General features: G+C 66.9%; 17 protein-coding genes and 2 pseudogenes. 9 read left to right on the forward strand and 10 right to left on the reverse strand.

Annotated features, from left to right (window positions below):
* Positions 1–14 precede the first annotated feature (14 nt).
* The 6 genes and pseudogenes from infB to pnp all read left to right on the forward strand — a co-directional run.
* A pseudogene (infB, locus tag SCD90_RS16695) lies at positions 15–1,511 on the forward strand (translation initiation factor IF-2); the annotation flags it as partial.
* Positions 1,512–1,518: 7 nt separating this feature from the next.
* Positions 1,519–2,427: pseudogene (locus tag SCD90_RS16700) on the forward strand (translation initiation factor IF-2); the annotation flags it as partial.
* Between the two features lie 118 nt (positions 2,428–2,545).
* A complete protein-coding gene (gene rbfA, locus SCD90_RS16325; RefSeq protein ID WP_319845781.1) occupies positions 2,546–2,965 on the forward strand; it encodes a 30S ribosome-binding factor RbfA in 420 nt (139 codons plus the stop codon).
* The gene (gene truB, locus SCD90_RS16330; RefSeq protein ID WP_319845782.1) at positions 2,965–3,927 is read left to right on the forward strand and encodes a tRNA pseudouridine(55) synthase TruB; all 963 of its coding nucleotides are present in this window, start codon (positions 2,965–2,967) and stop codon (positions 3,925–3,927) included. Before rbfA ends, truB begins: the two co-directional genes overlap by 1 nt.
* A gap of 25 nt (positions 3,928–3,952) precedes the next feature.
* Entirely contained in the window at positions 3,953–4,222 is a 270-nt protein-coding gene (gene rpsO, locus SCD90_RS16335) for a 30S ribosomal protein S15 (RefSeq protein WP_319845783.1), read from the forward strand.
* Positions 4,223–4,432: 210 nt separating this feature from the next.
* Positions 4,433–6,577: a polyribonucleotide nucleotidyltransferase gene (gene pnp, locus SCD90_RS16340; protein WP_319845784.1), complete on the forward strand. Its 2,145-nt coding sequence runs from the start codon at positions 4,433–4,435 to the stop codon at positions 6,575–6,577.
* Between the two features lie 56 nt (positions 6,578–6,633).
* Here pnp and SCD90_RS16345 read toward each other — a convergent pair whose 3' ends face one another.
* The 6 genes from SCD90_RS16345 to fabA all read right to left on the reverse strand — a co-directional run bounded on the left by SCD90_RS16345 (position 6,634) and on the right by fabA (position 12,582).
* Entirely contained in the window at positions 6,634–8,049 is a 1,416-nt protein-coding gene (locus SCD90_RS16345) for a PepSY-associated TM helix domain-containing protein (protein ID WP_319845785.1), read from the reverse strand.
* Positions 8,050–8,117: 68 nt separating this feature from the next.
* Complete coding sequence (locus SCD90_RS16350) at positions 8,118–8,498, reverse strand: DUF2946 family protein (RefSeq protein ID WP_319845786.1); 381 nt, start codon at positions 8,496–8,498, stop codon at positions 8,118–8,120.
* Between the two features lie 22 nt (positions 8,499–8,520).
* A complete protein-coding gene (locus SCD90_RS16355) occupies positions 8,521–9,795 on the reverse strand; it encodes an outer membrane protein (RefSeq protein WP_319845787.1) in 1,275 nt (424 codons plus the stop codon).
* 96 nt (positions 9,796–9,891) lie between these two features.
* A complete protein-coding gene (gene fabI / locus SCD90_RS16360) occupies positions 9,892–10,758 on the reverse strand; it encodes an enoyl-ACP reductase FabI (RefSeq protein WP_319845788.1) in 867 nt (288 codons plus the stop codon).
* Positions 10,759–10,778: 20 nt separating this feature from the next.
* A complete protein-coding gene (gene fabB / locus SCD90_RS16365) occupies positions 10,779–12,005 on the reverse strand; it encodes a beta-ketoacyl-ACP synthase I (RefSeq protein WP_319845789.1) in 1,227 nt (408 codons plus the stop codon).
* A gap of 52 nt (positions 12,006–12,057) precedes the next feature.
* Positions 12,058–12,582 (reverse strand): 3-hydroxyacyl-[acyl-carrier-protein] dehydratase FabA, encoded by a 525-nt coding sequence (fabA, locus tag SCD90_RS16370; protein ID WP_319845796.1) that lies wholly within the window; start codon positions 12,580–12,582, stop codon positions 12,058–12,060.
* Positions 12,583–13,065: 483 nt separating this feature from the next.
* Here fabA and oxlT point away from each other — a divergent pair, with 483 nt between their 5' ends.
* Positions 13,066–14,370 carry an oxalate/formate MFS antiporter gene (gene oxlT / locus SCD90_RS16375; protein ID WP_319845790.1) on the forward strand — a complete coding sequence of 435 codons (1,305 nt, stop codon included), beginning with the start codon at positions 13,066–13,068 and terminating at the stop codon, positions 14,368–14,370.
* Between the two features lie 125 nt (positions 14,371–14,495).
* Positions 14,496–15,587, forward strand: coding sequence for a catalase family protein (locus SCD90_RS16380; protein WP_319845791.1), 1,092 nt, complete (start codon positions 14,496–14,498; stop codon positions 15,585–15,587).
* Between the two features lie 13 nt (positions 15,588–15,600).
* Here SCD90_RS16380 and SCD90_RS16385 read toward each other — a convergent pair whose 3' ends face one another.
* Positions 15,601–15,984 carry a winged helix-turn-helix transcriptional regulator gene (locus tag SCD90_RS16385; protein WP_425265713.1) on the reverse strand — a complete coding sequence of 128 codons (384 nt, stop codon included), beginning with the start codon at positions 15,982–15,984 and terminating at the stop codon, positions 15,601–15,603.
* An 80-nt stretch (positions 15,985–16,064) separates the two neighbouring features.
* On the opposite strand from SCD90_RS16385, the gene SCD90_RS16390 reads away from it, so the two are divergent.
* Positions 16,065–16,676, forward strand: coding sequence for an FMN-dependent NADH-azoreductase (locus SCD90_RS16390; protein WP_319845792.1), 612 nt, complete (start codon positions 16,065–16,067; stop codon positions 16,674–16,676).
* A 12-nt stretch (positions 16,677–16,688) separates the two neighbouring features.
* On the opposite strand, the gene gyrB is transcribed toward SCD90_RS16390, so the two are convergent.
* The 3 genes from gyrB to SCD90_RS16405 form a co-directional block, all read right to left on the reverse strand.
* Positions 16,689–19,115 (reverse strand): DNA topoisomerase (ATP-hydrolyzing) subunit B, encoded by a 2,427-nt coding sequence (gene gyrB / locus SCD90_RS16395; RefSeq protein WP_319845793.1) that lies wholly within the window; start codon positions 19,113–19,115, stop codon positions 16,689–16,691.
* Positions 19,116–19,336: 221 nt separating this feature from the next.
* The gene (gene recQ, locus SCD90_RS16400; RefSeq protein ID WP_319845794.1) at positions 19,337–21,145 is read right to left on the reverse strand and encodes a DNA helicase RecQ; all 1,809 of its coding nucleotides are present in this window, start codon (positions 21,143–21,145) and stop codon (positions 19,337–19,339) included.
* Positions 21,146–21,147: 2 nt separating this feature from the next.
* Positions 21,148–22,102 (reverse strand): DNA replication/repair protein RecF (locus SCD90_RS16405; RefSeq protein WP_319845795.1); only part of this gene is annotated, 955 nt, incomplete at its 5' end.

The raw sequence follows: 22,102 nt of genomic DNA on the forward strand, positions 1-22,102 counted from the left end.
GCAATCCCGGCGTCGTGCTTCGCACGCTGACGGAAGAGGAAATGGGCGCCCGTGGCCGCGCATTGGCGGAAGCCCGTGCCCGTGAGGCCGAGGATCGCCTGAAGGCGGTCGCCGATGCGCAGCGCCGTGAAGAGGAAGATCGTCGCCGCGCCGCCGAGCGCGAGGCCGCCGAGATCCGCAAGCGCGAGGAAGACGCACGCCGCGCTGCCGAGGAAGAGACCCGCCGCCGCGCCGAGACCGAAGCCGCCAAGCGTGGCGAGACGGTTGCACCTCGTCCCCTCGGCGTGGGCGTTCGCCCGGCTGAAGACGAAAGCCCGCGTCCCCTGATCCGCCGCCCCGGCATGATCGGTCGCCCCGCGGTTCCGGCCAAGCCGGAGCGCGTGAAGCCCGGCCAGGAAAAGCAGCGTGGCCGCCTGACCTTGACCACGGCTCACGAGTCGGAAGAGGAGCGGGCGCGTTCCGTCGCCGCCTTCCGCCGCCGCGTGCAGCGCATGACCGGCAAGGTGCAGGCCGAGCCGAAGGAAAAGCTCCAGCGCGAGGTCGTGATCCCCGAGGTCATCACCATCCAGGAACTTGCCAACCGCATGGCCGAGCGTGCCGTCGACGTGGTGCGCCTGCTGATGAAGCAGGGTGTCATGAAGCGGCCGGACGACGTGATCGATTCCGACACCGCCCAGCTGGTGGCCGAGGAACTTGGCCACACCGTGCGCCGCGTGGCGGAATCCGACGTCGAGGAAGGCCTCTTCGACAAGGCCGACGTCGAGGGCACCCAGACGGGCCGTCCGCCGGTCGTGACGATCATGGGCCATGTCGACCACGGCAAGACCTCGCTGCTCGACGCCCTGCGCCAGACCAATGTGGTCTCCGGCGAAGCCGGCGGCATCACGCAGCACATCGGCGCCTACCAGGTGACATCGCCGCTCGGCGGCCTCATCACCTTCATCGACACGCCGGGCCATGCCGCCTTCACGTCGATGCGCCAGCGCGGCGCGCAGGCCACCGATATCGTGGTGCTGGTGGTTGCGGCTGACGACGGCGTCATGCCGCAGACGATCGAGGCCATCAGCCACGCCAAGGCGGCGGGTGTGCCGATCATCGTGGCGATCAACAAGATCGACAAGCCGGGCGCCAAGCCCGAGCGCGTCCGCAGCGAACTGCTTCAGTATGAAATCCAGGTCGAGACTCTTGGCGGCGACATCCTCGAAGTCGAGGTGTCCGCGCTCAAGAAGCTCAACCTCGACAAGCTGCTCGAAGCCATCCAGCTGCAGGCCGAACTGCTCGACCTGAAGGCCAATCCGGAACGTCCGGCCGAAGGCATCGTCATCGAAGCCAAGCTCGACAAGGGCCGCGGCCCGGTCGCGACCGTCCTTGTCCAGCGTGGCACGCTGCGCGCCGGCGATATCGTGGTCGCCGGTTCCGCCTGGGGTCGTGTCCGCGCGCTGGTCAACGATCAGGGCAAGGCCATCAAGGAGGCTCCGCCCTCCCTCCCGGTCGAGGTGCTGGGCTTCAGCGCGGCNGCGCGCCGGCGATATCGTGGTCGCCGGTTCCGCCTGGGGTCGTGTCCGCGCGCTGGTCAACGATCAGGGCAAGGCCATCAAGGAGGCTCCGCCCTCCCTCCCGGTCGAGGTGCTGGGCTTCAGCGCGGCCCCGGAGGCGGGCGACCGTCTGGCCGTGGTGGAGAACGAGGCCCGCGCCCGCGAAGTCACCGAGTATCGCGAGCGCCAGCGCCGCGATGCGGCGGCGGCACGCAGCGAGCGCGGCTCCGGCTCCTCCATCGAGCAGATGATGTCCCAGCTGAAGAGCTCGGCCGGCCGGCAGGAGTTCCCGCTCGTCATCAAGGGCGACGTGCAGGGCTCCGTGGAAGCCATCGTCCAGGCTCTGGAAAAGGTCGGCAACGACGAGGTCCAGGCCCGTGTGCTGCATGCCGGCGTCGGCGGCATCACCGAGAGCGACATCACGCTCGCCGGTGCGTCCGGCGCGGCGGTGCTGGGCTTCAACGTCCGTGCGCTGAAGGAGGCCCGCGATGCTTCCGAACGGCAGGGCGTCGAAGTGCGCTACTACAACATCATCTACGATCTCGTGGATGACATCCGGAACGCCATGTCCGGCCTGCTGGCTCCCGAGCGGCGCGAGGAGTTCCTCGGCAATGCGCAGATCCTCGAAGTGTTCAACATCTCGAAGGTCGGCAAGGTCGCGGGCTGCCGTGTCACGGAAGGCCGCGTCGAGCGCGGCGCCGGTGTCCGCCTCATCCGCGACAACGTGGTTGTGCACGAGGGCAAGCTCTCGACGCTCAAGCGCTTCAAGGACGAGGTCAAGGACGTTCAGGTCGGCCAGGAATGCGGTATGGCCTTCGAGAACTACCAGGACATGCGCGCCGGCGACATCATCGAGTGCTATCTCGTGACGGAGGTGAAGCGCTCCCTCTAAGGGGCGTTCACCGTCGGCTCAATGCCACGCCGGAGCGTCACGAACGCTCCGGCGTCTACGTTCAAGGGTCCGCCCGGTCCAAGCCCGAGCCGCCCGCAACGTTCAAGGAATCCAGAACATGGCCAAGGCCAAGACAGCCGGCGGCGCAGGGCCGTCCCAGCGGCAATTGCGCGTGGGCGAAGTCATCCGCCACGCGCTCGCCGAAATCCTGCAGCGCGGTGACGTTCCCGATCCCGTGCTTGACCGTGCCGTCATCACGGTGCCCGAGGTGCGCATGTCACCCGACCTCAAACTGGCAACAGCCTATGTGATGCCCTTGGGCGGCAAGGACGTGGACGGCGTGATCAAGGCGCTGGAGAAGAACCGGAAGCTCCTGCGCGGTGAGCTCGGCCACAAGGTCGAGTTGCGGTCGATCCCCGAATTGCGTTTCCGCGAGGACACCAGTTTCGACTCCGGGCAGCGCATGGACGCCATCCTCGACCGACCTGAAGTGCGCCGGGATGTCGAGAGCGCCCCCGACGAGAACGAGGACGAGTGATGACGGACGTGTCCTCCCCACAGCAGCAGCAGCAGCAACCGCCGCGTCCCAAGAAGGTGGACGTGCACGGCTGGCTGATCCTCGACAAGCCGAAAGGCATGACATCGACCCACGCGCTCGCCAAGGTGAAGCGCGCGTTCGGTGCCAAGAAGGCCGGTCACGCCGGCACGCTCGATCCGTTGGCCACGGGCTGCCTGCCCATCGCCTTCGGCGAAGCGACCAAGACGGTGCCCTTTGCTATGGACGGCCGCAAGGTCTACCGCTTCACGGTGACCTGGGGCGCATCGACCAACACAGACGATGTCGAGGGCGATGTGATCGCGACCTCTGAGAACCGCCCGAACGTCGAGAGCATCGAGGCGCTGCTGCCCCGTTTCATCGGCACGATCGTCCAGACCCCGCCGAGCTTTTCCGCCATTAAGGTGGACGGCGAGCGCGCCTACGATCTTGCCCGCGAGGGTGAGACGGTCGATCTGGCGCCGCGCGAGATCGAGGTGCATCACCTGCGCCTCACGGATGCGACCGACGACACCGCCACCTTCGAGGCTGAAACCGGCAAGGGCGCCTATGTGCGTGCACTCGCGCGCGACATGGGGCGTGAGCTTGGCTGCTACGGCCATATCTCGGCCCTTCGCCGCGTCAGCGTGGGCCCGTTCGGGGAACACACCCTGATTTCGCTGGACGAAATCGAGCGCTTGCGCTTATGTGCGCCCGGCGAGGGCAACCTCGCCGATCATCTCCTCCCCGTTGAGACCGCGCTGGACGACATCCCGGCGTTGGCCGTGAACGGGGCGGACGCGGCCCGTCTCCAACGGGGGCAGGCCGTATTGCTGCGCGGACGTGATGCTCCGCCGCTCCACGGCACCTGCTATGTCACCGCCGGCGGCGTTCTTATCGCCCTTGCGGAAGCCGAGCGCGGCGAGATCCATCCCAGACGCGTGTTTCATCTGTCCGGCTCCTGAGCCGGCCCTGTCGAAAGGATACCCGATGTCGATTGCCGCAGAACGCAAGGTCGCGCTCGTCAAGGAATATGCCACCAAGGAAGGCGACACCGGCTCCCCGGAAGTCCAGATCGCCATCCTCACGGAGCGCATCACCAACCTCACCGAGCACTTCAAGAGCCACGCCAAGGACAACCATTCCCGCCGTGGCCTGCTGAAGATGGTCAGCCAGCGCCGCAGCCTCCTCGACTATGTGAAGTCGAAGGACCAGGCGCGCTACCAGGACATCATCAAGCGGCTCGGAATTCGCCGCTGATTTCAGGCGGCGCGCCCCAAAGGCGCGCCGTTTGCTTTTAGCCGTGCCGTCATGGGGATGGCGCGGTTTCAAGGTGGGGTGCCCAAAGCGCCAGGGCAGGATTGCCAGGAATTTGCTTCCCGCGCATCGCGGGAACGTCCGTCAACCGGAAGAATTCCTCGTCGTTCTGCTCGTGGCCCGGCACCCCGCCGCAGACCAAGAGACAAGACAATGTTCGATATCCAACGTGAAGTGATTGAATGGGCCGGGCAGACGCTCGTGCTCGAGACCGGCCGCGTCGCGCGCCAGGCTGACGGCGCCGTGTGGGCGTCCTATGGCGACACCACTGTGCTCGCCACCGTCGTGGCCGCCAAGTCCGCCAAGCCCGGCATCGATTTCCTGCCCCTGACCGTGAACTATCAGGAGCGCTTCTACGCCGCCGGACGCATCCCGGGCGGCTTCTTCAAGCGCGAAGGCCGCCCGACCGAGAAGGAGACACTGGTCTCCCGCCTCATCGACCGCCCGATCCGCCCGCTCTTCGTGGACGGCTGGCGCAATGAGACGCAGGTCGTCGTCACCGTCCTCAGCCATGACCTCGAGAACGATCCCGACATCCTCGGCCTCGTTGCCGCCTCCGCGGCGCTGACGCTTTCCGGCGCGCCCTTCATGGGCCCGGTCGGCGGCGCGCGCGTCGGCTACATCAACGGCGAATACGTCCTCAACCCCACCGTCGACCAGGTCAAGGAGAGCGATCTCGACCTCGTCGTGGCCGGAACCCAGGACGCCGTGCTGATGGTCGAGTCCGAGGCCAAGGAGCTTGGTGAAGACGTGATGCTCGGCGCCGTGATGTTCGGCCATGCCGGCTTCCAGCCCGTCATCGACGCCATTATCCGCCTTGCCGAGAAGGCCGCCAAGGAGCCGCGCGACATCGCGACGGTCGACGACAGCGTGCTCGAGGGCCAGATCCGCGAGATCGCCGAGGGCGACCTGCGCGAAGCCTACAAGATCACCCGCAAGCAGGACCGCTACGCCCGCGTCGGCGAGATCAAGAAGGCGGTCGTTGCCAAGCTCTGCCCCGAGGGTGACGAGAATGCTCCCTCGGCCATGAAGGTCGGCGGCGTGTTCAAGGACCTCGAGGCCAAGATCGTGCGCCTCAACATCCTCGACGACGGCATCCGCATCGACGGACGCGACGTGAAGACGGTTCGCCCGATCCTGTCCGAAGTCGGCGCCCTGCCGCGCACGCATGGTTCGGCACTGTTCACCCGCGGCGAGACGCAGGCGCTCGTGGTGGCCACGCTCGGCACCGGCGAGGACGAGCAGTTCATCGACGCGCTGGAGGGCACCTACAAGGAGTCCTTCATGCTGCACTACAACTTCCCCCCCTATTCGGTGGGTGAGACCGGCCGCATGGGCTCCCCCGGCCGCCGCGAGATCGGCCATGGCAAGCTGGCATGGCGGGCGATCCACCCGATGCTGCCGCCGAACCATGAGTTCCCCTACACGCTGCGCGTCGTGTCCGAGATCACCGAGTCGAACGGCTCCTCCTCGATGGCCACCGTGTGCGGCACCTCCCTGGCCGCGATGGACGCGGGCGTTCCGCTGAAGCGTCCGGTGGCGGGCATCGCGATGGGCCTCATCCTGGAAGGCGAGCGCTTCGCGGTGCTCTCCGACATCCTGGGCGACGAGGACCATCTCGGCGACATGGACTTCAAGGTGGCCGGCACCACCGAGGGCATCACCGCCCTGCAGATGGACATCAAGATCGCCGGCATCACCGAGGAGATCATGAAGGTCGCCCTCGGCCAGGCCAAGGACGGACGCATCCACATCCTCGGCGAGATGGGCAAGGCGCTGACCTCCGCCCGTCCGGAGCTCGGCGAGTTCGCGCCGCGCATCGAAGTGATCAAGATCCCGGTCGACAAGATCCGTGACGTGATCGGCTCGGGCGGCAAGATCATCCGCGAGATCGTCGAGAAGACCGGCGCCAAGATCAATGTCGAGGACGACGGCACGGTGAAGGTGTCGTCCGCAGACGGCAAGGCCATCAAGGCCGCGCTGAACTGGATCCACTCCATCGTGGACGAGCCGGAAGTCGGCACGATCTATGAGGGCACCGTGGTGAAGGTCGTCGATTTCGGCGCCTTCGTGAACTTCTTCGGCGCGCGCGACGGTCTGGTCCACGTGTCGCAGATCGCTGCGAAGCGCATCGAGAAGGTGGGCGACGTCCTCAAGGAGGGCGACAAGGTCAAGGTCAAGCTTCTGGGCTTCGACGATCGCGGCAAGACCCGCCTGTCCATGAAGGTCGTCGACCAGGCGACCGGCGAGGACCTCGAGGGCAAGGCTCCGGTTGCCGAGGCCGCAGCGGGCGAGTGATCGCTGCTTCCATGCTGATCTGAAAAGGGCGGCTCTCGGGCCGCCCTTTTTGTTTCTCAGGTTCGGTCGGGAACAGCACGAGGCGGCGCACTCCGCCGCCTGCGCGATGTCCATGCCCAGCGGGCCGCATCGATCGCGAAAAATAAGGCAAGGCTCGCGCCCAGCACCGGCAGCGCCCAGCCGAAGACAAGTGCCAGAGCACCGAACATGGCCTTCTGCCCAAGCGGGAGCGGCGTCCAGCTCTGCGTCAGCGTGCGGGGAAGGGCGCCCGGAGCCGGCCGGCGGCGCCACCAGATGGCGTAGCCGAGCACGGTCGTCACCATCAGGAAGATGCCGAGCATGGCGACGAGGACCTGGTTCACGGGGCCAAACAGGATGCCCATATGGGCCGCGATGCCCCACTGGATCAGCTTCGCCACCAGCGGGAAGTCAGCAAACCGCGCGGCGCTCGTGGCCGCGAGGCTGCGGGGGTCCACGGCCACGGTGTCCACCTGCGTGGGCCAGCCACGGTCGATCTCCCGCGCCACCCAGGCCTGATCGGGTTTTCGTGCGGGTCGGATCTCCACGTTTGCGGCGTCGATCCCCGCCGCACGGGCGGCGGCGAGGACGGGGTCCAGCAGCGCCACCGGATCAACCGGCGTGGCGGTGGCGGGCGCGGTTTCCATCCCGTCATGAACGTGCTCACCGGCCATGGCTTGCGCCGGTGCACCGTCGAGCTGGATCTGCACCGAAGGCGTCACAAGGCCGAAAGCGGAGCGTACCGCGTCAATGTTGTCGCCGGCCCAGCGCGACCAAGTCAGCCCCGTTGCAGACAGGAACAGCACGCCAACCGAGAGCCACAGGCCGATGAGACCGTGCAGGCGCCGGGCCGACGACAGGCCAAGCCGCGCGCGGCTCTGGCGCCGCCACCACCACAGCAGCACGCCCCCGAGCGTAACGACCCACAGCCAGGATGCCGCGAGTTCGCTGTAGACGCGGCCCGGTTCGCCCAGCAGCAGGTCCCGGTGCAGGCGATCGAGCGTGGTGCGCAGCGGAAGCGTGCCGCTGGTGCCGTAGACAACCTCATCTCCCGTGACCCGCAGGATCACGGGATCGACGAAAATCGCGCGGCTCTCGGAGACGCCGAGGTCCGGGGCGCTGAACATCACGCGCGTGGTGCGGCCTTCGGAAGTGGCGGGGCGCACGGCGAACAGGGTTGCGCCGGGACCCGCCACGGCCCGCCCCGCTGCGGCTTGGGCGGCGAGGGACTGCGCGGGACCACGGCTCTCCGTGTGGAGCGCTGAGGCATAGAGCGCATCCTCTAGCTGCGGGGTCAGCGCGTAGAGCGTGCCCGTCAGCGCGGCGACGAGCAGGAACGGCCCCACGCAGAGGCCGATATAGAAGTGAAGGCGGGTGATGAAGGCCTTGAGGTCCGCGCCGGAACGGGCGCGCTCGGCGCCGTGCGGCGCCTGTGCTTGCAGGTGATCGGTCATGACAGCTTTCGCGTAACGCAGGAGCAGGCGCACGATCGCCAAAGGCGACGCGCAACGGCAGTTAGGCGTCAGGCGAAAGCGGGAGGGCCCCGGGGCTGTGCACGGCCCGGTCGGTCAAGGCCAGGCTTCGGCAGCTCGCGTAGAGCGCGCGACCGCGTCTCGACGATGCTGCGCGGAGCCGGGACGAGGAACACCGGCGGAACGTCGAGAGCGCTGCAGCCAAGACCGCAGAGGGCGCAGCTTGCCATCGCTGCGGATGTGTGGGGCGATGCGGGTGCGGTTCCGTTGTCGTGAGGGGCGCCGGAGCAAAGCAGATCGAATGCCGGCAGACCGCCAGCTTCAAGCGCCGCCGCCGGCTGCGGCATCAACGTCATCGCGAGCACGTGGAACAGCATTGCCCAGGCGGCGAGCGTTGCCACCAGCGGACGTGCGATGCCTTGCCGGAACACGAATGCGGCTCCGGCCCGCTGGTCAGTTGAAGTGGTAAGCGGCGCCGAAGCGCACTTCGTGAAGATCGACGTCCTGATCGGTGTCCACGCCGCCAAAGTCGGTCGTCTGCGAGGAGAACGACCGTGCGTAAACATATTCGCCGCGCAGAGAGACGTTCTCCGTCATGCGGTAGTCGAGGCCGGCCCCGACCGTCCACAGTTCGGCGGGCACGCGGCCGCGCTGCTGGTCGAGATCGGTGGCGACCTGCTCGCTGCGCGTCCAGGCAGCACCGGCGGCGATGAAGGGCAGGAAGCGATCCATCGAATAGCCCAGGCGAAGCCGGGCATCGGCGGCGATATTGCCGCGCAGGTCCACGTCTCCGGCGCCGGGCTGCGTGCCAGATCCCTCGAAATTGGCGAGCAGCAGCGAGGCCTCGTAGCCCACCACCCAATGACCGAACGCGAAGTTGCGGCCGCTATAGATGCCGCCGGCGACGCCATCGGCGTCGATATCGCCGCTGGTGCCAAGACCGGACGTCTCAAGGTTCATCGCGCCATAGCCGATCATCAAGCCGGCATAGGCGCCCGACCAATCGACCGGGCCTTCCAGCGCGGCGAAGGCGGTGGCGGTGCGTTCCTCGCCCGGACGCCAGATCACCGCGCCGCGCACGAAATGGGTGCTCTGCCCGGCCTCGATACCCGGGCCGACGTCGAAGCCTTCCTCGCCGAAGTCCTCGTAGACATATTCAGCGCGCAGGACCATCGGGCCCAGCAGCGAGCCGACGACCGGCAGGTTGACCTTGAAGTCGACGCCCGCGCCGGCGGTCCAGCCGAACAGGCGCTGGTTGTCGCCATCGAAGCCGTCGGCATCCGCGTGGATGTAGGATTCGTTCATCACGCCGCCTGCGGCGACGAAAGGCAGGGCCCAGCCAAGATCGTAGCCGAGGCGGGCGCGAAGCCGTGCGGAATAGAGCGTATCAACCTGGGTTGCCGGGGTGCCTGCATCGCCATCGACGCCGCCGCGCAATTCATGCAGCGTGAGGTCACCCTCGATGCCGTAGACGACGCGGCCGGACTGCCAGTTGTGGCCGATCAGGCCGCCGGCGGTCTGCCCGTCCACGTCTCCGCTCGCGCTGCCCGTGTCGAAGTCCGCCCAGCCGAAGCCGATCAGCGTTCCCGCATAGAAGCCCGACCAGCCAGCCTCACGCTCGACCGCGACGAGTGAGGCTTCAGGAAGGGGCACGTCGGCAGCATGTGCCGCGAAGGGCACGATGGCTGTGGCGCCAAGCAGAAGGAGGTGAAGCGGAAGGCGGGCCATGATGAAATCCGGCTGTGCCGGCCCGCTTCCGCGAACCGGCGTGTTTCGCCGCAATGCGGCACCACAAGGTAGCGGCGGGACGGCCACACAACAACCTTATTCGGCGGCGGCACCCTGCGCGGCCGTTGCATCCGCGGCGTGCTCGGCGGCTTCGACCACTTCGTCCACGATCTTCAGCGTATCGGGCTGCGGCATGGAGATGATGTTGTAGCCGGAATCCACGTAATGGATCTCGCCGGTGACGCCGGAGCCGAGCTCGGAGGACAGGTACAGCGCGGCGCCGCCCACCTCTTCCATCGTCACGGTGCGGCGCAGCGGGGCATGGCGCTTCTGGTAGTTGAACATCAGCCGCGCATCGGCGATGCCGGCGCCCGCCAGCGTGCGCAGCGGGCCGGCCGAAATGGCGTTGACCCGGATGCCCTGCTGACCAAAATCCGACGCCAGGTAGCGCACGCTTGCCTCCAGCGCCGCCTTGGCAACGCCCATGACATTGTAGTTCGGCATGACCCGCGTGGAGCCGCCATAGGTCAAGGTGACCAGCGAGCCGCCATTCTTCATCAGCGGCGCGGCACGCCGTGCGATCTCGGTGAAGGAGAAGCAGGAGATCATCATGGTGCGCTGGAAATTAGCGCGCGTGGTGTTGGCGTAGAGACCCTTCAACTCCGACTTGTCGGAGAAGGCGATGGCGTGGATCACGATGTCCAGCGTGCCCCAGCGCTGCTCGATTTCCGCGAAGGCGGCCTCGACGGAGGCCTCATCCTCGACATCGCAAGGCAGCAGGAAGTCCGAGCCCACGCTCTCGGCCAGCGGGCGCACGCGCTTGCCGAGCGCCGCCCCCTGATAGGTGAAGGCCAGCTCCGCGCCGGCTTCCGCCAGCTTCCTGGCTATGCCCCACGCAATGGAATGATCGTTGGCGACGCCCATGATGAGCGCGCGCTTGCCTGAAAGCAGTCCGGCAACCATGGCCTGTCCTCTTTCCCGCCTCAGGCGTCGACGTTCTTGAACACGAGGCTGGCATTGGTGCCGCCGAAGCCGAAGCTGTTCGACAGCACGGCGCCCAGTTGCACATCGTCGCGCCGCTCGCGAAGGATCGGCATGTCCGCCACTGCGGGGTCGATCTCCTCGATGTTCGCGCTCTCGCAGATGAAGTTGTTGTTCATCATCAGCAGCGAGTAGATGCATTCCTGCACGCCGGTCGCGCCCTGCGCATGGCCCGTCAGGCTCTTCGTGGCGGAGATCGGCGGGCAGGCATCGCCCGAGCCGAACACCTCGCGCAGCGCCTCGATCTCCTTCAGGTCGCCGATCGGCGTGGAGGTGGCGTGCGGGTTGATGTAGTCGATCTTCGGACCGACGGTGGACACGGCCATGCGCATGCAGCGCATGGCGCCTTCGCCCGACGGAGCCACCATGTCCACGCCGTCCGAGGACAGGCCGTAGCCGGCGATCTCGCCATAGATCTTCGCGCCCCGGGCGCGGGCATGCTCCAGCTCTTCGAGGACCAGCACGCCGGCGCCACCCGCGATGACGAAGCCGTCGCGGTTCTTGTCATAGGCACGGGACGCCCTGGTCGGCGTGTCGTTGTACTTGGACGACATCGCGCCCATGGCGTCAAACAGCACGGACAGGGTCCAGTCGAGATCCTCGCAGCCGCCCGCGAACATCACGTCCTGCTTGCCGTACTGGATCATCTCCGACGCATTGCCGATGCAATGGTTCGACGTCGCGCAGGCCGAGGAGATGGAATAGTTCACGCCGCGGATCTTGAACCAGGTCGCGAGCGTGGCCGAGGCCGTGGAGGCCATCGCCTTCGGCACCGCGAAGGGGCCGACCTTCTTGGATGAGCCGGATTCGATGGTCTTCTGCGCGGCATCGATGATGGTGCGGGTGGAGGAGCCGCCGGAGCCCATGATGATGCCGGTGCGCTCGTTGGAGATATCCCCGGCTTCGAGCCCCGACATCCGGATCGCCTCGTCCATGGCGACATGGTTCCACGCGGTGCCGCCGCCGTGGAAGCGCATGGCGCGGCGGTCGATCAGGTCTTCCGGGTTCAGCGTGGGCGCGCCGTGCACCTGCGAGCGGAAGCCGTGAGCGGCATAGGCTTCGGCGAAGCTGATGCCCGAGCGAGCTTCGCGCAGGCTGTCCAACACCTCGCCGGTGTTGTTGCCGATGGAGGACACAATGCCCATACCGGTTACGACGACACGTCTCATCACATCCTCCGCTGCCGCCGGAGGGGCAGCCTGTACGTGGTAGGGAAAGGGCTCAGCCGCCCGCTGTCGGCTCGGTCTGGAACAGGCCGACCTTGAGATCCTGCGCCCGGTAGATAACCGCGTCATCGGCTTTAAGCCAGCCATCGGCAATGCCGAGCACCAGCCTGGAACGCATCACGCGCTTGAAATCGACGCCGTATTCCACCTTCTTCACGTTGGGCAGGACCTGCCCGGTGAACTTGATCTCGCCAGTGCCGAGCGCACGGCCACGTCCGGGCGATCCCAGCCAGCCCAGGAAGAAGCCGACCATCTGCCACATGGCATCGAGGCCGAGGCAGCCCGGCATCACCGGATCGCCCTTGAAGTGGCAGGCGAAGAACCAGAGGTCGGGGTTCACGTCGAGCTCGGCGCGCACATAGCCCTTGCCGTACTCGCCGCCGGACTCCGAGATATCGGTGATGCGGTCGAACATCAGCATGGGTGGCAGCGGCAGCTGCGCATTGCCGGGGCCGAACACCTCGCCACGGCCCACGGCCAGCAGATCCTCAAAATCGAAGCTGTTCTTGCGCACGGTCATGCGGGCCCAGGCCTTTCGCTCAAATGTCACATGCCCGCCGTTTCCGGCGCGGATCGGCGGTTCCTCTAACACAGCAGCGGCGGCGGCGGGAAGCGTTGGGATGCTGTGCCTTCAAGCCGCCACGCCACCGTAGAACTACGGTAACTACGCCCAGCTGTTCTGTCGGGCGCGGGCATGCTGACGGAGAATAGGTGGTCTGCAAAGCTTGGCCAGTCCCGCGTCGAAGCTGGAGAATGATACCGGCAGCTCTAGACACACCTGCCGAAAATCTAGAGTTTATGAGATAGTGATCTGGTCAATAATACACAAGACACGAAGTATACTGGCTAAAACCAAAGTATGTATCCAGAATTTGGCGGCCTGCATTGCGCAAATACAACGTCGCAATATCTTAAAGCGTGCCGAGGACGTTCAATCGCAGCCACGAGTTCTGCCAGATGCGCACCACGACGGCATTGTCCCGGCGCAGCAAGGAATGATGTCATGGTTGAAGCAAGTAAGGACCTGGGCAAGTGGCGCCCATGGATCCAGTTGCTGTGCGGACTGCTCTGCATGGCGATGATCGCCAATCTTCAGTACGGCTGGACTCTTTTCGTCGACCCGATCGACCAGAAGTACCATTGGGGCCGTCCGGCCATCCAGATCGCTTTTACGCTGTTCGTGCTCACGGAGACCTGGCTGGTGCCGGTGGAAGCGTGGTTCGTGGACCGCTACGGCCCCCGTATCGTGGTGATGTTCGGCGCCGTCCTCATTGCAGGCGCCTGGACGCTGAACTCGTTCGCCACCTCGCTGCCCATGCTTTATGCCGGCGCGATCATTGCCGGCATCGGCTCGGGCGCGGTCTACGGCACCTGCGTCGGCAATGCCTTGAAGTGGTTCCCCTACCGCCGCGGCCTCGCCGCGGGCATCACTGCCGCCGGCTTCGGCGCCGGCGCGGCCCTGACGGTGCAGCCCATCGCCAAAATGATCGCCACCTCCGGCTACGAGCAGGCCTTCCTGTATTTCGGCCTTGGGCAGGGGCTCGTGGTCCTCGCGCTGTCCTTCTTCCTAGCCTCGCCGAAGGTAAAGCTGCCTGCTCCCAAGAAGGCGAGCCGCCACCTGCAGACCAAGGTGGACACCACGCCCGGCCAGATGCTCAAGACGCCCGTGTTCTACCTGATGTACCTGATGTTCGTCATGGTGGCGTCCGGCGGCCTTATCGCGGCGGCGCAGATCGGCCCCATCGCCCACGACTTCGGCGTGGCGGACACGCCCGTGAAGCTGCTCGGCATCACCATGGGCGCGCTGACGTTTGCGATCTCGCTGGACCGCATCTTCGACGGCGTCGGCCGTCCGGTCTTCGGCTGGGTCTCCGACACCATCGGCCGCGAGAACACCATGTTCATCGCGTTCTCCATCGCGGCGGTCGCGCTCTGCACGCTGGTGTTCAAGGGCAACACGCCTCTGATCTTCGTGCTGTTCTCGGCCCTGTTCTTCGGCGTGTTCGGCGAAATCTACAGCCTGTTCCCGGCCACCTCCGGCGACACGTTCGGCTCGAAGTTCGCAGCCACCAACAACGGCCTGCTCTACACAGCCAAGGGAACGGCGGCCCTGCTGGTGCCGCTCGCCAGCATCGTCTCGGCCCATTACGGCTGGTATGCGGTGTTCGCCATCTCGGTGGTGCTGAACGCCATCGCGGCGCTGCTCGCCCTCTTCGTCCTGAAGCCGCTTCGCCGCCGCTTCATCGAGCAGGGCGCTGTCGAGCGGCCCGCTGCGGTGGAGACGGTGCCGGTCGAGCGTCTGGCTTGATTGCCTAGCATGGATGAAAAGCCCCGGAGCGGACCTGCTCCGGGGCTTTTCTGTTGCGCTGGGACACGGCTTGGTTGGACACTTCCACACCCAGCCGCCGGATGGGTTCACGGAGACCGCAGACCATGCTGAAAGCTCCCATCCCGTACAGCGCATCTCTGGAAAAGCCGGAAGCTGGCGAGGCCGAGACCATCAAGGGCATCGAAGAAGCCCTGCTGGGCATCCTCGAGACGACCTCAGCGGATTATGGGCATGCCGTCCGTTCCGTGCACGCAAAGAGCCATGGCCTCCTCGAGGCGGAACTCGAAGTGCTCGCCGACCTTCCGCCCGAACTGGCGCAGGGGCTGTTCGCGCGCCCGGGACGCTACCCCGCGATCATGCGCTTCTCGACCAATCCGGGCGATGTCCTGCACGACAGCATTTCCGTGCCGCGCGGTCTCGCGGTGAAGCTGCTGGGCGTGGAGGGCGAGCGACTGCCGGATGCCGAAGGCACCAGCCAGGACTTCATCCTCGTCAATGGACCCGCCTTCGTCGCGTCCTCCGCGAAGCAGTTCCTCGGCAACCTGAAACTTCTCGCAAAGACGACCGACCGGGCGGAATGGGCGAAGAGGGCCTTGTCGGCCGTGCTGCGCGGCGCCGAAACGGCGATCGAGGCCTTCGGCTCGGAGAGCGCCACATTGAAGGCGCTGGGCGGCGCGCCGAACGTGCACCCGCTCGGCGAGACCTATTACTCGCAGTCGGCTTTCCGCTACGGCGACCACGTGGCCAAGTTCTCGCTGACGCCGGTCTCGCACAGCCTTAAGGCATTGGGCGGCACGGTGGTTGACCTGCAGGGGCAACGGAACGGCATCCGCGAAGCCGTGATCCGCGAAATGGCCGTGCATGGCGGGGAGTGGGAGTTGCGGGTTCAGCTGTGCCGCGACGCGCAGTCCATGCCGGTGGAGGATCCGTCGGTGCGGTGGGATGAGACCGCGAGCCCGTTCCTGCCTGTCGCGCGGCTGCGGGCGCAGGCCCAGACCGGGTGGAGCGACGAACGCGCCCAGGTCGTGGACGACAATATGCGGTTCAGCGTCTGGACCGGCCTCGAAGCCCACCGCCCGCTGGGCGTCATCAACCGGGTTCGCAAGCAGACCTATGCCGCCTCGGCGCGCTTCAGGGGAACCTTTAACGGCTGCCCTATCCACGAACCTGCCGGCGATGTGCACCTGCCGGGGTGATCCCCCAAAAGGGTCAGCCCGCGTCGTATCGGGCGCGGGCCCTTTCGATCTCTGCGTAATTCTCGAAGGCCCAGGTGCCGATTGCCTGGACCGGCTCGCACAGCGAGCGCCCGAGATCGGTCAGCTCGTAATCCACGCGAGGCGGCACGGTCGGAAACACCGTCCGCTTCACAAGGCCATCGCGTTCGAGCCCGCGCAGCGACAGCGTCAGCATGCGCTGGGAGATGCCGCCGATCGCGCGTTTCAACTCGCTGAACCGGCGCGGGCCCGTGCTCAGCAGCATCACGATGAGCACCGACCATTTGTCCCCGATGCGGGACAGCACCCCGCTTACAGCTCCGCAGCGGCCTGCCGTGTGAAGCGAGTCGAGGGTCACATCCGTGTGCTCAGGTTCCAAGAATGTGCCTCCTTGCGGAATTCCGGGACGGTATCCTAATGGGCCTAAGTATCAAAACGATACCGGGCATCGGAGCCGACATGAACCTCCTGCACATCGATTCCAGCATTCTGGGGGACAACTCCGTCTCCCGAGCCCTGTCCGCCGCCACGGTGTCGCGGCTGACGCGGGACAATCCGGAGATCGTGGTCACACACCGCGATCTCGCGGCGGAGCCATTGCCCCACATCAGCGGCCGAACGCTAGCCGCCGGGACCGCCGGTCTCCAGCTCGATCAAGCCACGCTGGACGATGTGGCGCTGGGCGGCCGTATCCTCGATGAGTTCCTGGCCGCCGATATCGTGGTCATCGGCGTGGCCTTCTACAACTTCTCGATTCCGAGCCAGTTGAAGGCTTGGGTCGACCGCATTGCCATCAAAGGTAAGACGTTCCAGTACAGCGAGAAAGGGGCGCAGGGCCTCGTCGGCGGCAAGCGCGTGATCCTCGCCATCGCGCGCGGCGGGCTCTACGGCGAGGGAACGCCGCTCCACGCCTTCGAGCACGCCGAGAGCTATCTGCGGGCCATTTTCGGGTTCATGGGCATCACCGCGCCCGAGGTCGTCTTGGCCGAGGGCATCAATGTCAGCCCCGAGCAGCGCGAGGCCTCCACGCGCGCGGCGCTGGACGTCATCGACGAAATGCGGGCGGCCTGACGCCGCCCGCGATTAAACGTCCAGATTGGCGACGTTGAGGGCGTTGTCCTGGATGAACTCGCGGCGGGGCTCGACCACCTCGCCCATCAGGCGGGTGAAGATGTCGTCGGCGTCGTCGCCTTCCTTCACGCGCACCTGCAGCAGCGAACGGACATTGATGTCGAGCGTTGTCTCCCACAACTGCTCGGCATTCATCTCGCCCAAGCCTTTATAGCGCTGCAGCGAGACACCCTTGCGGCCGATGGCAAGCACGGCCTCCAGCAGCCCCACCGGGCCATGGATGGCCTGATGGTCTTCGCGGCGCGTCAGCGTGGCGGCGGACTCGAAGTTTTCGTGCAAGCTCTTCGCGTGGTCATTGAGGCGGCGCGCATCGGCGGAACCGAGCAGGGCCACGTCGAGTCGCGTCTCCTCGCGGACGCCACGGACCTCGCGCTCGAAGGTGAAGCCGGTCTCGTCCACGATGCCAGTCCAGCCCCGCTCCGTCTCGTCGGAGATGGCGTCGAGGCGGGCAGCGATGACCTGCGCGGTGTCGGCGGCGGCCTCCATGTCGGACAGCACGTCGGGACGCAGGACGCCGGCGATTGCGGCCTGCTCGACGAGCCGGCGATCATAGCGGGCATGGAGGCCATCGATCGTGGTGCGCACCACGCGCGCCTCGTCCACCACCGAAATCAGGTGCTGGCCGTTGAGCTGCTCGCCGGAGCCGAGTGTCAGCACCACGCCATCCGTGCCGGTGCTGATGAGGTAGTCCTCCAGCGCCCGCTCGTCCTTGAGGTACTGCTCCGACTTGCCGCGCGCCACTTTGTAGAGCGGCGGCTGGGCGATGTAGATGTGCCCGCGCTCGATCAGCTCCGGCATCTGGCGGAAGAAGAAGGTCAGCAGCAGGGTACGGATGTGGGAGCCGTCCACGTCCGCGTCCGTCATGATGATGATCTTGTGGTAGCGCAGCTTGTCCGGGTTGAACTCTTCCCGGCCGATGCCGGTGCCGAGCGCCAGGATCAGCGTTCCGATCTGCTCGGAGCCCAGCATGCGGTCGAACCGCGCGCGTTCCACATTGAGGATCTTGCCGCGCAGCGGCAGAACGGCCTGGAACGCCTTGTCGCGGCCCTGCTTGGCGGTGCCGCCCGCGGAATCGCCCTCGACGAGGAACAGTTCGGACTTTGCGGGATCGCGCTCCTGGCAGTCCGCCAGCTTGCCGGGCAGGGAGGCCATGTCGAGCGCACCCTTGCGCCGCGTCAGCTCGCGCGCCTTGCGGGCGGCCTCACGTGCGGCGGCGGCTTCCACCACCTTGCCGACGACGATCTTGGCCTCGGCGGGATGCTCCTCGAACCATTCGGCCAAAGCGGCGCCCATGGCGTTCTCGACGGCCGGGCGCACCTCGGACGAAACCAGCTTGTCCTTGGTCTGCGAGGAGAATTTCGGGTCTGGCACCTTTACCGAAAGCACGCAGGTCAGGCCTTCGCGGCAATCGTCGCCGGTGAAGGAGACCTTCTCCTTCTTGGTGATGCCGGAGCTCTCGCCATAGGCGGTGATCTGGCGCGTCAGCGCGCCTCGGAAACCCGCCAGATGGGTGCCGCCGTCACGCTGGGGGATGTTGTTGGTGAAGCAGAGGACGTTTTCGTAATAGCTGTCGTTCCACCACAGCGCCGCCTCGACGGTGATGCCGTCGCGCTCGCCGCGCACCACGATGGGCGTGTCGGTCAGCGGCTTCTTGGTGCGGTCGAGATAGCGTACGAAGGCCTCGACGCCGCCCTCGTAGTACAGCTCCTCGCGCTTGACCTCGACGCCGCGCGCATCGGTCAGCACGATGCGCACTCCGGAGTTCAGGAAGGCCAGTTCGCGCAGCCGGTGTTCCAGCGTGCCGTAATCGTACTCGACCTGGGTGAAGGTCAGCGGCGAGGCCAGGAACGTGACCTCGGTGCCGCGCTTGCCATTGGCATCGCCAACCACCTCGAGCGGCGCATCGGCGTCGCCGTGGCTGAACGAGATCGTGTGCTCCTTGCCGGCGCGCCAGATGCGCAGGCGCAGCCAGCTGGACAGCGCGTTGACGACGGAGACGCCCACGCCGTGCAGGCCGCCCGAGACCTTGTAGGAGTTCTGGTCGAACTTACCGCCCGCGTGCAGCTGGGTCATGATGACCTCGGCCGCCGAAACGCCTTCGCTGTGCATGTCCGTGGGGATGCCGCGCCCGTTGTCCGTCACCGTCACGGAGCCGTCGGCGTTCAGCGTCACCGTCACCAGATCGGCGTGACCGCCCAGCGCCTCGTCGATGGCGTTGTCCACCACCTCGTAGACCATGTGATGCAGGCCCGAGCCGTCATCGGTGTCGCCGATGTACATGCCCGGTCGCTTGCGCACCGCATCCAGACCCTTGAGGACCTTGATGGATTCGGCACCATATTCGGGCATGGACGCGCTTGTTCCGGCGGTCTCGGACATAGGGCAAAATTCCTTGAAAATTCAGGCGTCTCGGTTCGATTCGGCTGCTCCACATATATAATGACAAAGAGCCGCGATTACACGTGATTCCCGGCGGTTTCCCCGACGGTGATTCGGATCGACACAACACCGCATTCGACCTCATCCTGAGCCTGTCGAAGGATGATCGGGCGCACGGTCCGCGAGCATGCTTCGACAGGCTCAGCATGAGGCGGAAGGGGTCAGCCCCTGAAATCCGCGATGGCCTGCAGGAACACGTCGCCATACCGCTTCAGCTTGGCGGCACCGACGCCCTGCACCAGCCCCATCTCCTCCAGCGTGGAAGGCCGCTGCTGGGCCATCTCGATCAGCGTGCGGTCCGAGAACACCACATAGGCCGCGACACCCTCCTCGCGGGCGAGGGTGAGGCGAAGCGCCCGCAAATGCTCGAACAGCGGCGAGGTGTCGGAATCGAGATCGTCGCGCGCCGAGCCGCGGCCGCTTCGGGGGCGGCGGGCGGTGGGCTCCGGCGCCACGCGCAGCTTCAGCGTCTCGCGCCCGCGCAGCACCTCGCCCCCGCGCTCCGTCAGGGCAAAGCCGCCATGCTCGGCATCCGCCTCGGTCAGCACGCCGGCTGCATAGAGCTGGCGCACCACGGTCATCCAGGCGCGGCGAGTCATGTCCTTGCCGGCGCCGAAGGTCTTCAGCGCATCGTGGCCGTGTCGCTTGATGGTGTCGGTGGCTTCGCCGCGCAGCAGGTCGGCAAGGTGCCCGGCACCGAAGCGCTGGCCGGTGCGCGCCACGGCGGACAGCACCTTCTGGGCGGCGACGGTGGCGTCCTCCAGCACGGCATGTCCGGAACACAGGTCGCACCGCCCGCAGGGGCCGCTCTCCTCGCCGAAATAGGCCAGCAAGGACTGCCGGCGGCAGGTGGCGACCTCGCAAAGGTCGATCATCGCGGAGAGGCGGCGGTGCTCGATGCGGCGGCGCTCCTCGCCGGCATCGCGCTCGTCGATCTGGCGGCGGCGCAGCGCCATGTCGTCGAGGCCGTAGAGCGTCAGTGTCTCCGCGGGCAGGCCGTCGCGTCCGGCGCGGCCGATCTCCTGGTAATAGGCCTCGATGCCAGCGGGCATGTCCGCGTGCACCACGAAGCGCACGTCCGGCTTGTTGATGCCCATGCCGAAGGCCACGGTCGCCGCCATTACGACGCCGTCCTCCTGCAGGAAGACGTCCTGGTTGCGGGCGCGCTCCTCCGCGCTCATGCCGGCGTGATAGGCCAAAGCGCGATGGCCCTTGCGGGTCAGCGCGGCGGCAAGCGTCTCGGTTCGGGCGCGCGAGGATGCGTAGACGATGCCGGAGCTGCGGCTGTGGCGCGCCACCACCTCCTCGATCTGGTCGGAAGGGCGGTCCTTCGCCTCGAAGCGGAGGCCCAGATTGGGCCGGTCGAAGCTCTGCACCACGACATGAGGCGGCTTTGGGAACAATGCGGAAGCGATGTCGGCGCGCGTCGTGGCATCAGCGGTAGCGGTGAGGGCGATGGTCTGCACGCCGCCGAGCAAAGCGCGGACGCGGGCGAGCTGGCGGTATTCCGGGCGGAAGTCATGCCCCCATTGCGAGACGCAATGCGCCTCGTCGATGGCGAGGCGGCGCACGCCGGCCTCGGCCAGCCGCTCCGCCAGCGATGTGCCCGCCAGCCGCTCCGGCGAGACGAAGAGCAGGCGCAGCTCGCCGTTCATCATGCGACGGAACACAGTGCGGCCTTCATCCTCGCTGTTCGAGGAATTCAGGCTCGCGGCCTCGATGCCGACCGCCGCCATCTGCTGCACCTGGTCCCGCATCAGGGCTATCAGCGGCGAGACCACGACGGTGAGCCCGCCGTCGAGCTGGGCCGGAAGCTGGTAGCAGATGGACTTGCCGCTGCCGGTCGGCATCACGGCCAGCACGTCCTCGCCCTTCAGCACGGCCTCGATGACCTCAGCCTGCCCGGAGCGGAAATCGTCATAGCCGAACACGGCCTTCAGCGCGGCCCGCGCGTGCTTCATCCCGGCCATGGTCAGCGCATCCGCTCCGCCTGGCCGGGGCCGATGTGGAACAAAGCGGCACGCGGCCCAAGCTCGGCAAAGGCCGCAGGGTCGGCGCCGGTCAGCCAGGCCTGCGCGCCGAGGCTGTCGAGCGCATCGTAAAGCGCCTGCCGCCGGGCTGGATCGAGATGGGCCGCGACTTCATCGAGCAGCACCACGGGCGCGGCGCCTTCGAGCCGGGCTACAAGAGCGGCGTGGGCGAGGACAAGGCCGATCAGCAGGGCCTTCTGCTCGCCGGTGGAGCACAGCGCCGCGGGCATGTTCTTTGGCCCGTGGACTACCGTGAGGTCTGAGGCCTGCGGACCCTCCGTCGCCCGGCCCGCCGCGCGGTCGCGCCCGCGCAAGGATCGCAGCCGGGCGCGGTAGCCATCTTCCGCCGCCAAAGCCGAACCGGAGGCGATCTCCGCCTCAATCCAGCCGCCGAGCGCGATTTCGGCGTGCGGGAAGGCGCTGGCCTCGTCTCGGGTGGCCGCGATGGTGGCGGCGAGGCGGTCGACGGTCTCCAGCCGCGCGGCGGCGATGGCGATGGCGAGTTCCGCAACCTCGCGCTCCACGGCGTCGAGCCAGCGCGGGTCGGTGCCGTGATCCTCCAGCAGCCGGTTGCGGGAGCGCAAAGCGCGCTCGAAGGCCGCCACGCGCGTGCCGTGCTCGGGATCCGCGGCCAGAACCAGCCGGTCGAGAAAGCGCCTGCGGTCCCCGGCGGGGCCGCCGAACAGGCCATCCATGCTGGGCGTCAGCCACACGATGCGCAGATGTTCGGAGAAGGCGGAGGGGCCTGAGGCCGGTGCGCCATTGATGCGGAAGCGGCGCGAGCCCTCGCCCTCCCCGGGGTCCGTTCCCGTGCCAAGGCTGGCCGGCCCGGCCGCGCCCTCAAGCTCGGCCGCGACCGCCCAGGAGCCGTCGCCCGCCTGGCGCGCCATGTCGGCG

It is taken from the genome of Terrihabitans rhizophilus, from assembly GCF_033898525.1.
GTDB classification, from domain to species: Bacteria; Pseudomonadota; Alphaproteobacteria; order Rhizobiales; family Methylopilaceae; genus Flaviflagellibacter; species Flaviflagellibacter rhizophilus.

Excerpts from the sequence above, each read along its gene's own strand:
- rbfA (WP_319845781.1), top strand. The coding sequence starts at position 2,546 with ATGGCCAAGGCCAAGACAGCCGGCGGCGCAGGGCCGTCCCAGCGGCAA.
- truB (WP_319845782.1), top strand. The coding sequence starts at position 2,965 with ATGACGGACGTGTCCTCCCCACAGCAGCAGCAGCAGCAACCGCCGCGT.
- rpsO (WP_319845783.1), top strand. The coding sequence starts at position 3,953 with ATGTCGATTGCCGCAGAACGCAAGGTCGCGCTCGTCAAGGAATATGCC.
- pnp (WP_319845784.1), top strand. The coding sequence starts at position 4,433 with ATGTTCGATATCCAACGTGAAGTGATTGAATGGGCCGGGCAGACGCTC.
- SCD90_RS16345 (WP_319845785.1), bottom strand. The coding sequence starts at position 8,049 with ATGACCGATCACCTGCAAGCACAGGCGCCGCACGGCGCCGAGCGCGCC.
- SCD90_RS16355 (WP_319845787.1), bottom strand. The coding sequence starts at position 9,795 with ATGGCCCGCCTTCCGCTTCACCTCCTTCTGCTTGGCGCCACAGCCATC.
- fabI (WP_319845788.1), bottom strand. The coding sequence starts at position 10,758 with ATGGTTGCCGGACTGCTTTCAGGCAAGCGCGCGCTCATCATGGGCGTC.
- fabB (WP_319845789.1), bottom strand. The coding sequence starts at position 12,005 with ATGAGACGTGTCGTCGTAACCGGTATGGGCATTGTGTCCTCCATCGGC.
- fabA (WP_319845796.1), bottom strand. The coding sequence starts at position 12,582 with ATGACCGTGCGCAAGAACAGCTTCGATTTTGAGGATCTGCTGGCCGTG.
- oxlT (WP_319845790.1), top strand. The coding sequence starts at position 13,066 with ATGGTTGAAGCAAGTAAGGACCTGGGCAAGTGGCGCCCATGGATCCAG.
- SCD90_RS16380 (WP_319845791.1), top strand. The coding sequence starts at position 14,496 with ATGCTGAAAGCTCCCATCCCGTACAGCGCATCTCTGGAAAAGCCGGAA.
- SCD90_RS16390 (WP_319845792.1), top strand. The coding sequence starts at position 16,065 with ATGAACCTCCTGCACATCGATTCCAGCATTCTGGGGGACAACTCCGTC.
- gyrB (WP_319845793.1), bottom strand. The coding sequence starts at position 19,115 with ATGTCCGAGACCGCCGGAACAAGCGCGTCCATGCCCGAATATGGTGCC.
- recQ (WP_319845794.1), bottom strand. The coding sequence starts at position 21,145 with ATGGCCGGGATGAAGCACGCGCGGGCCGCGCTGAAGGCCGTGTTCGGC.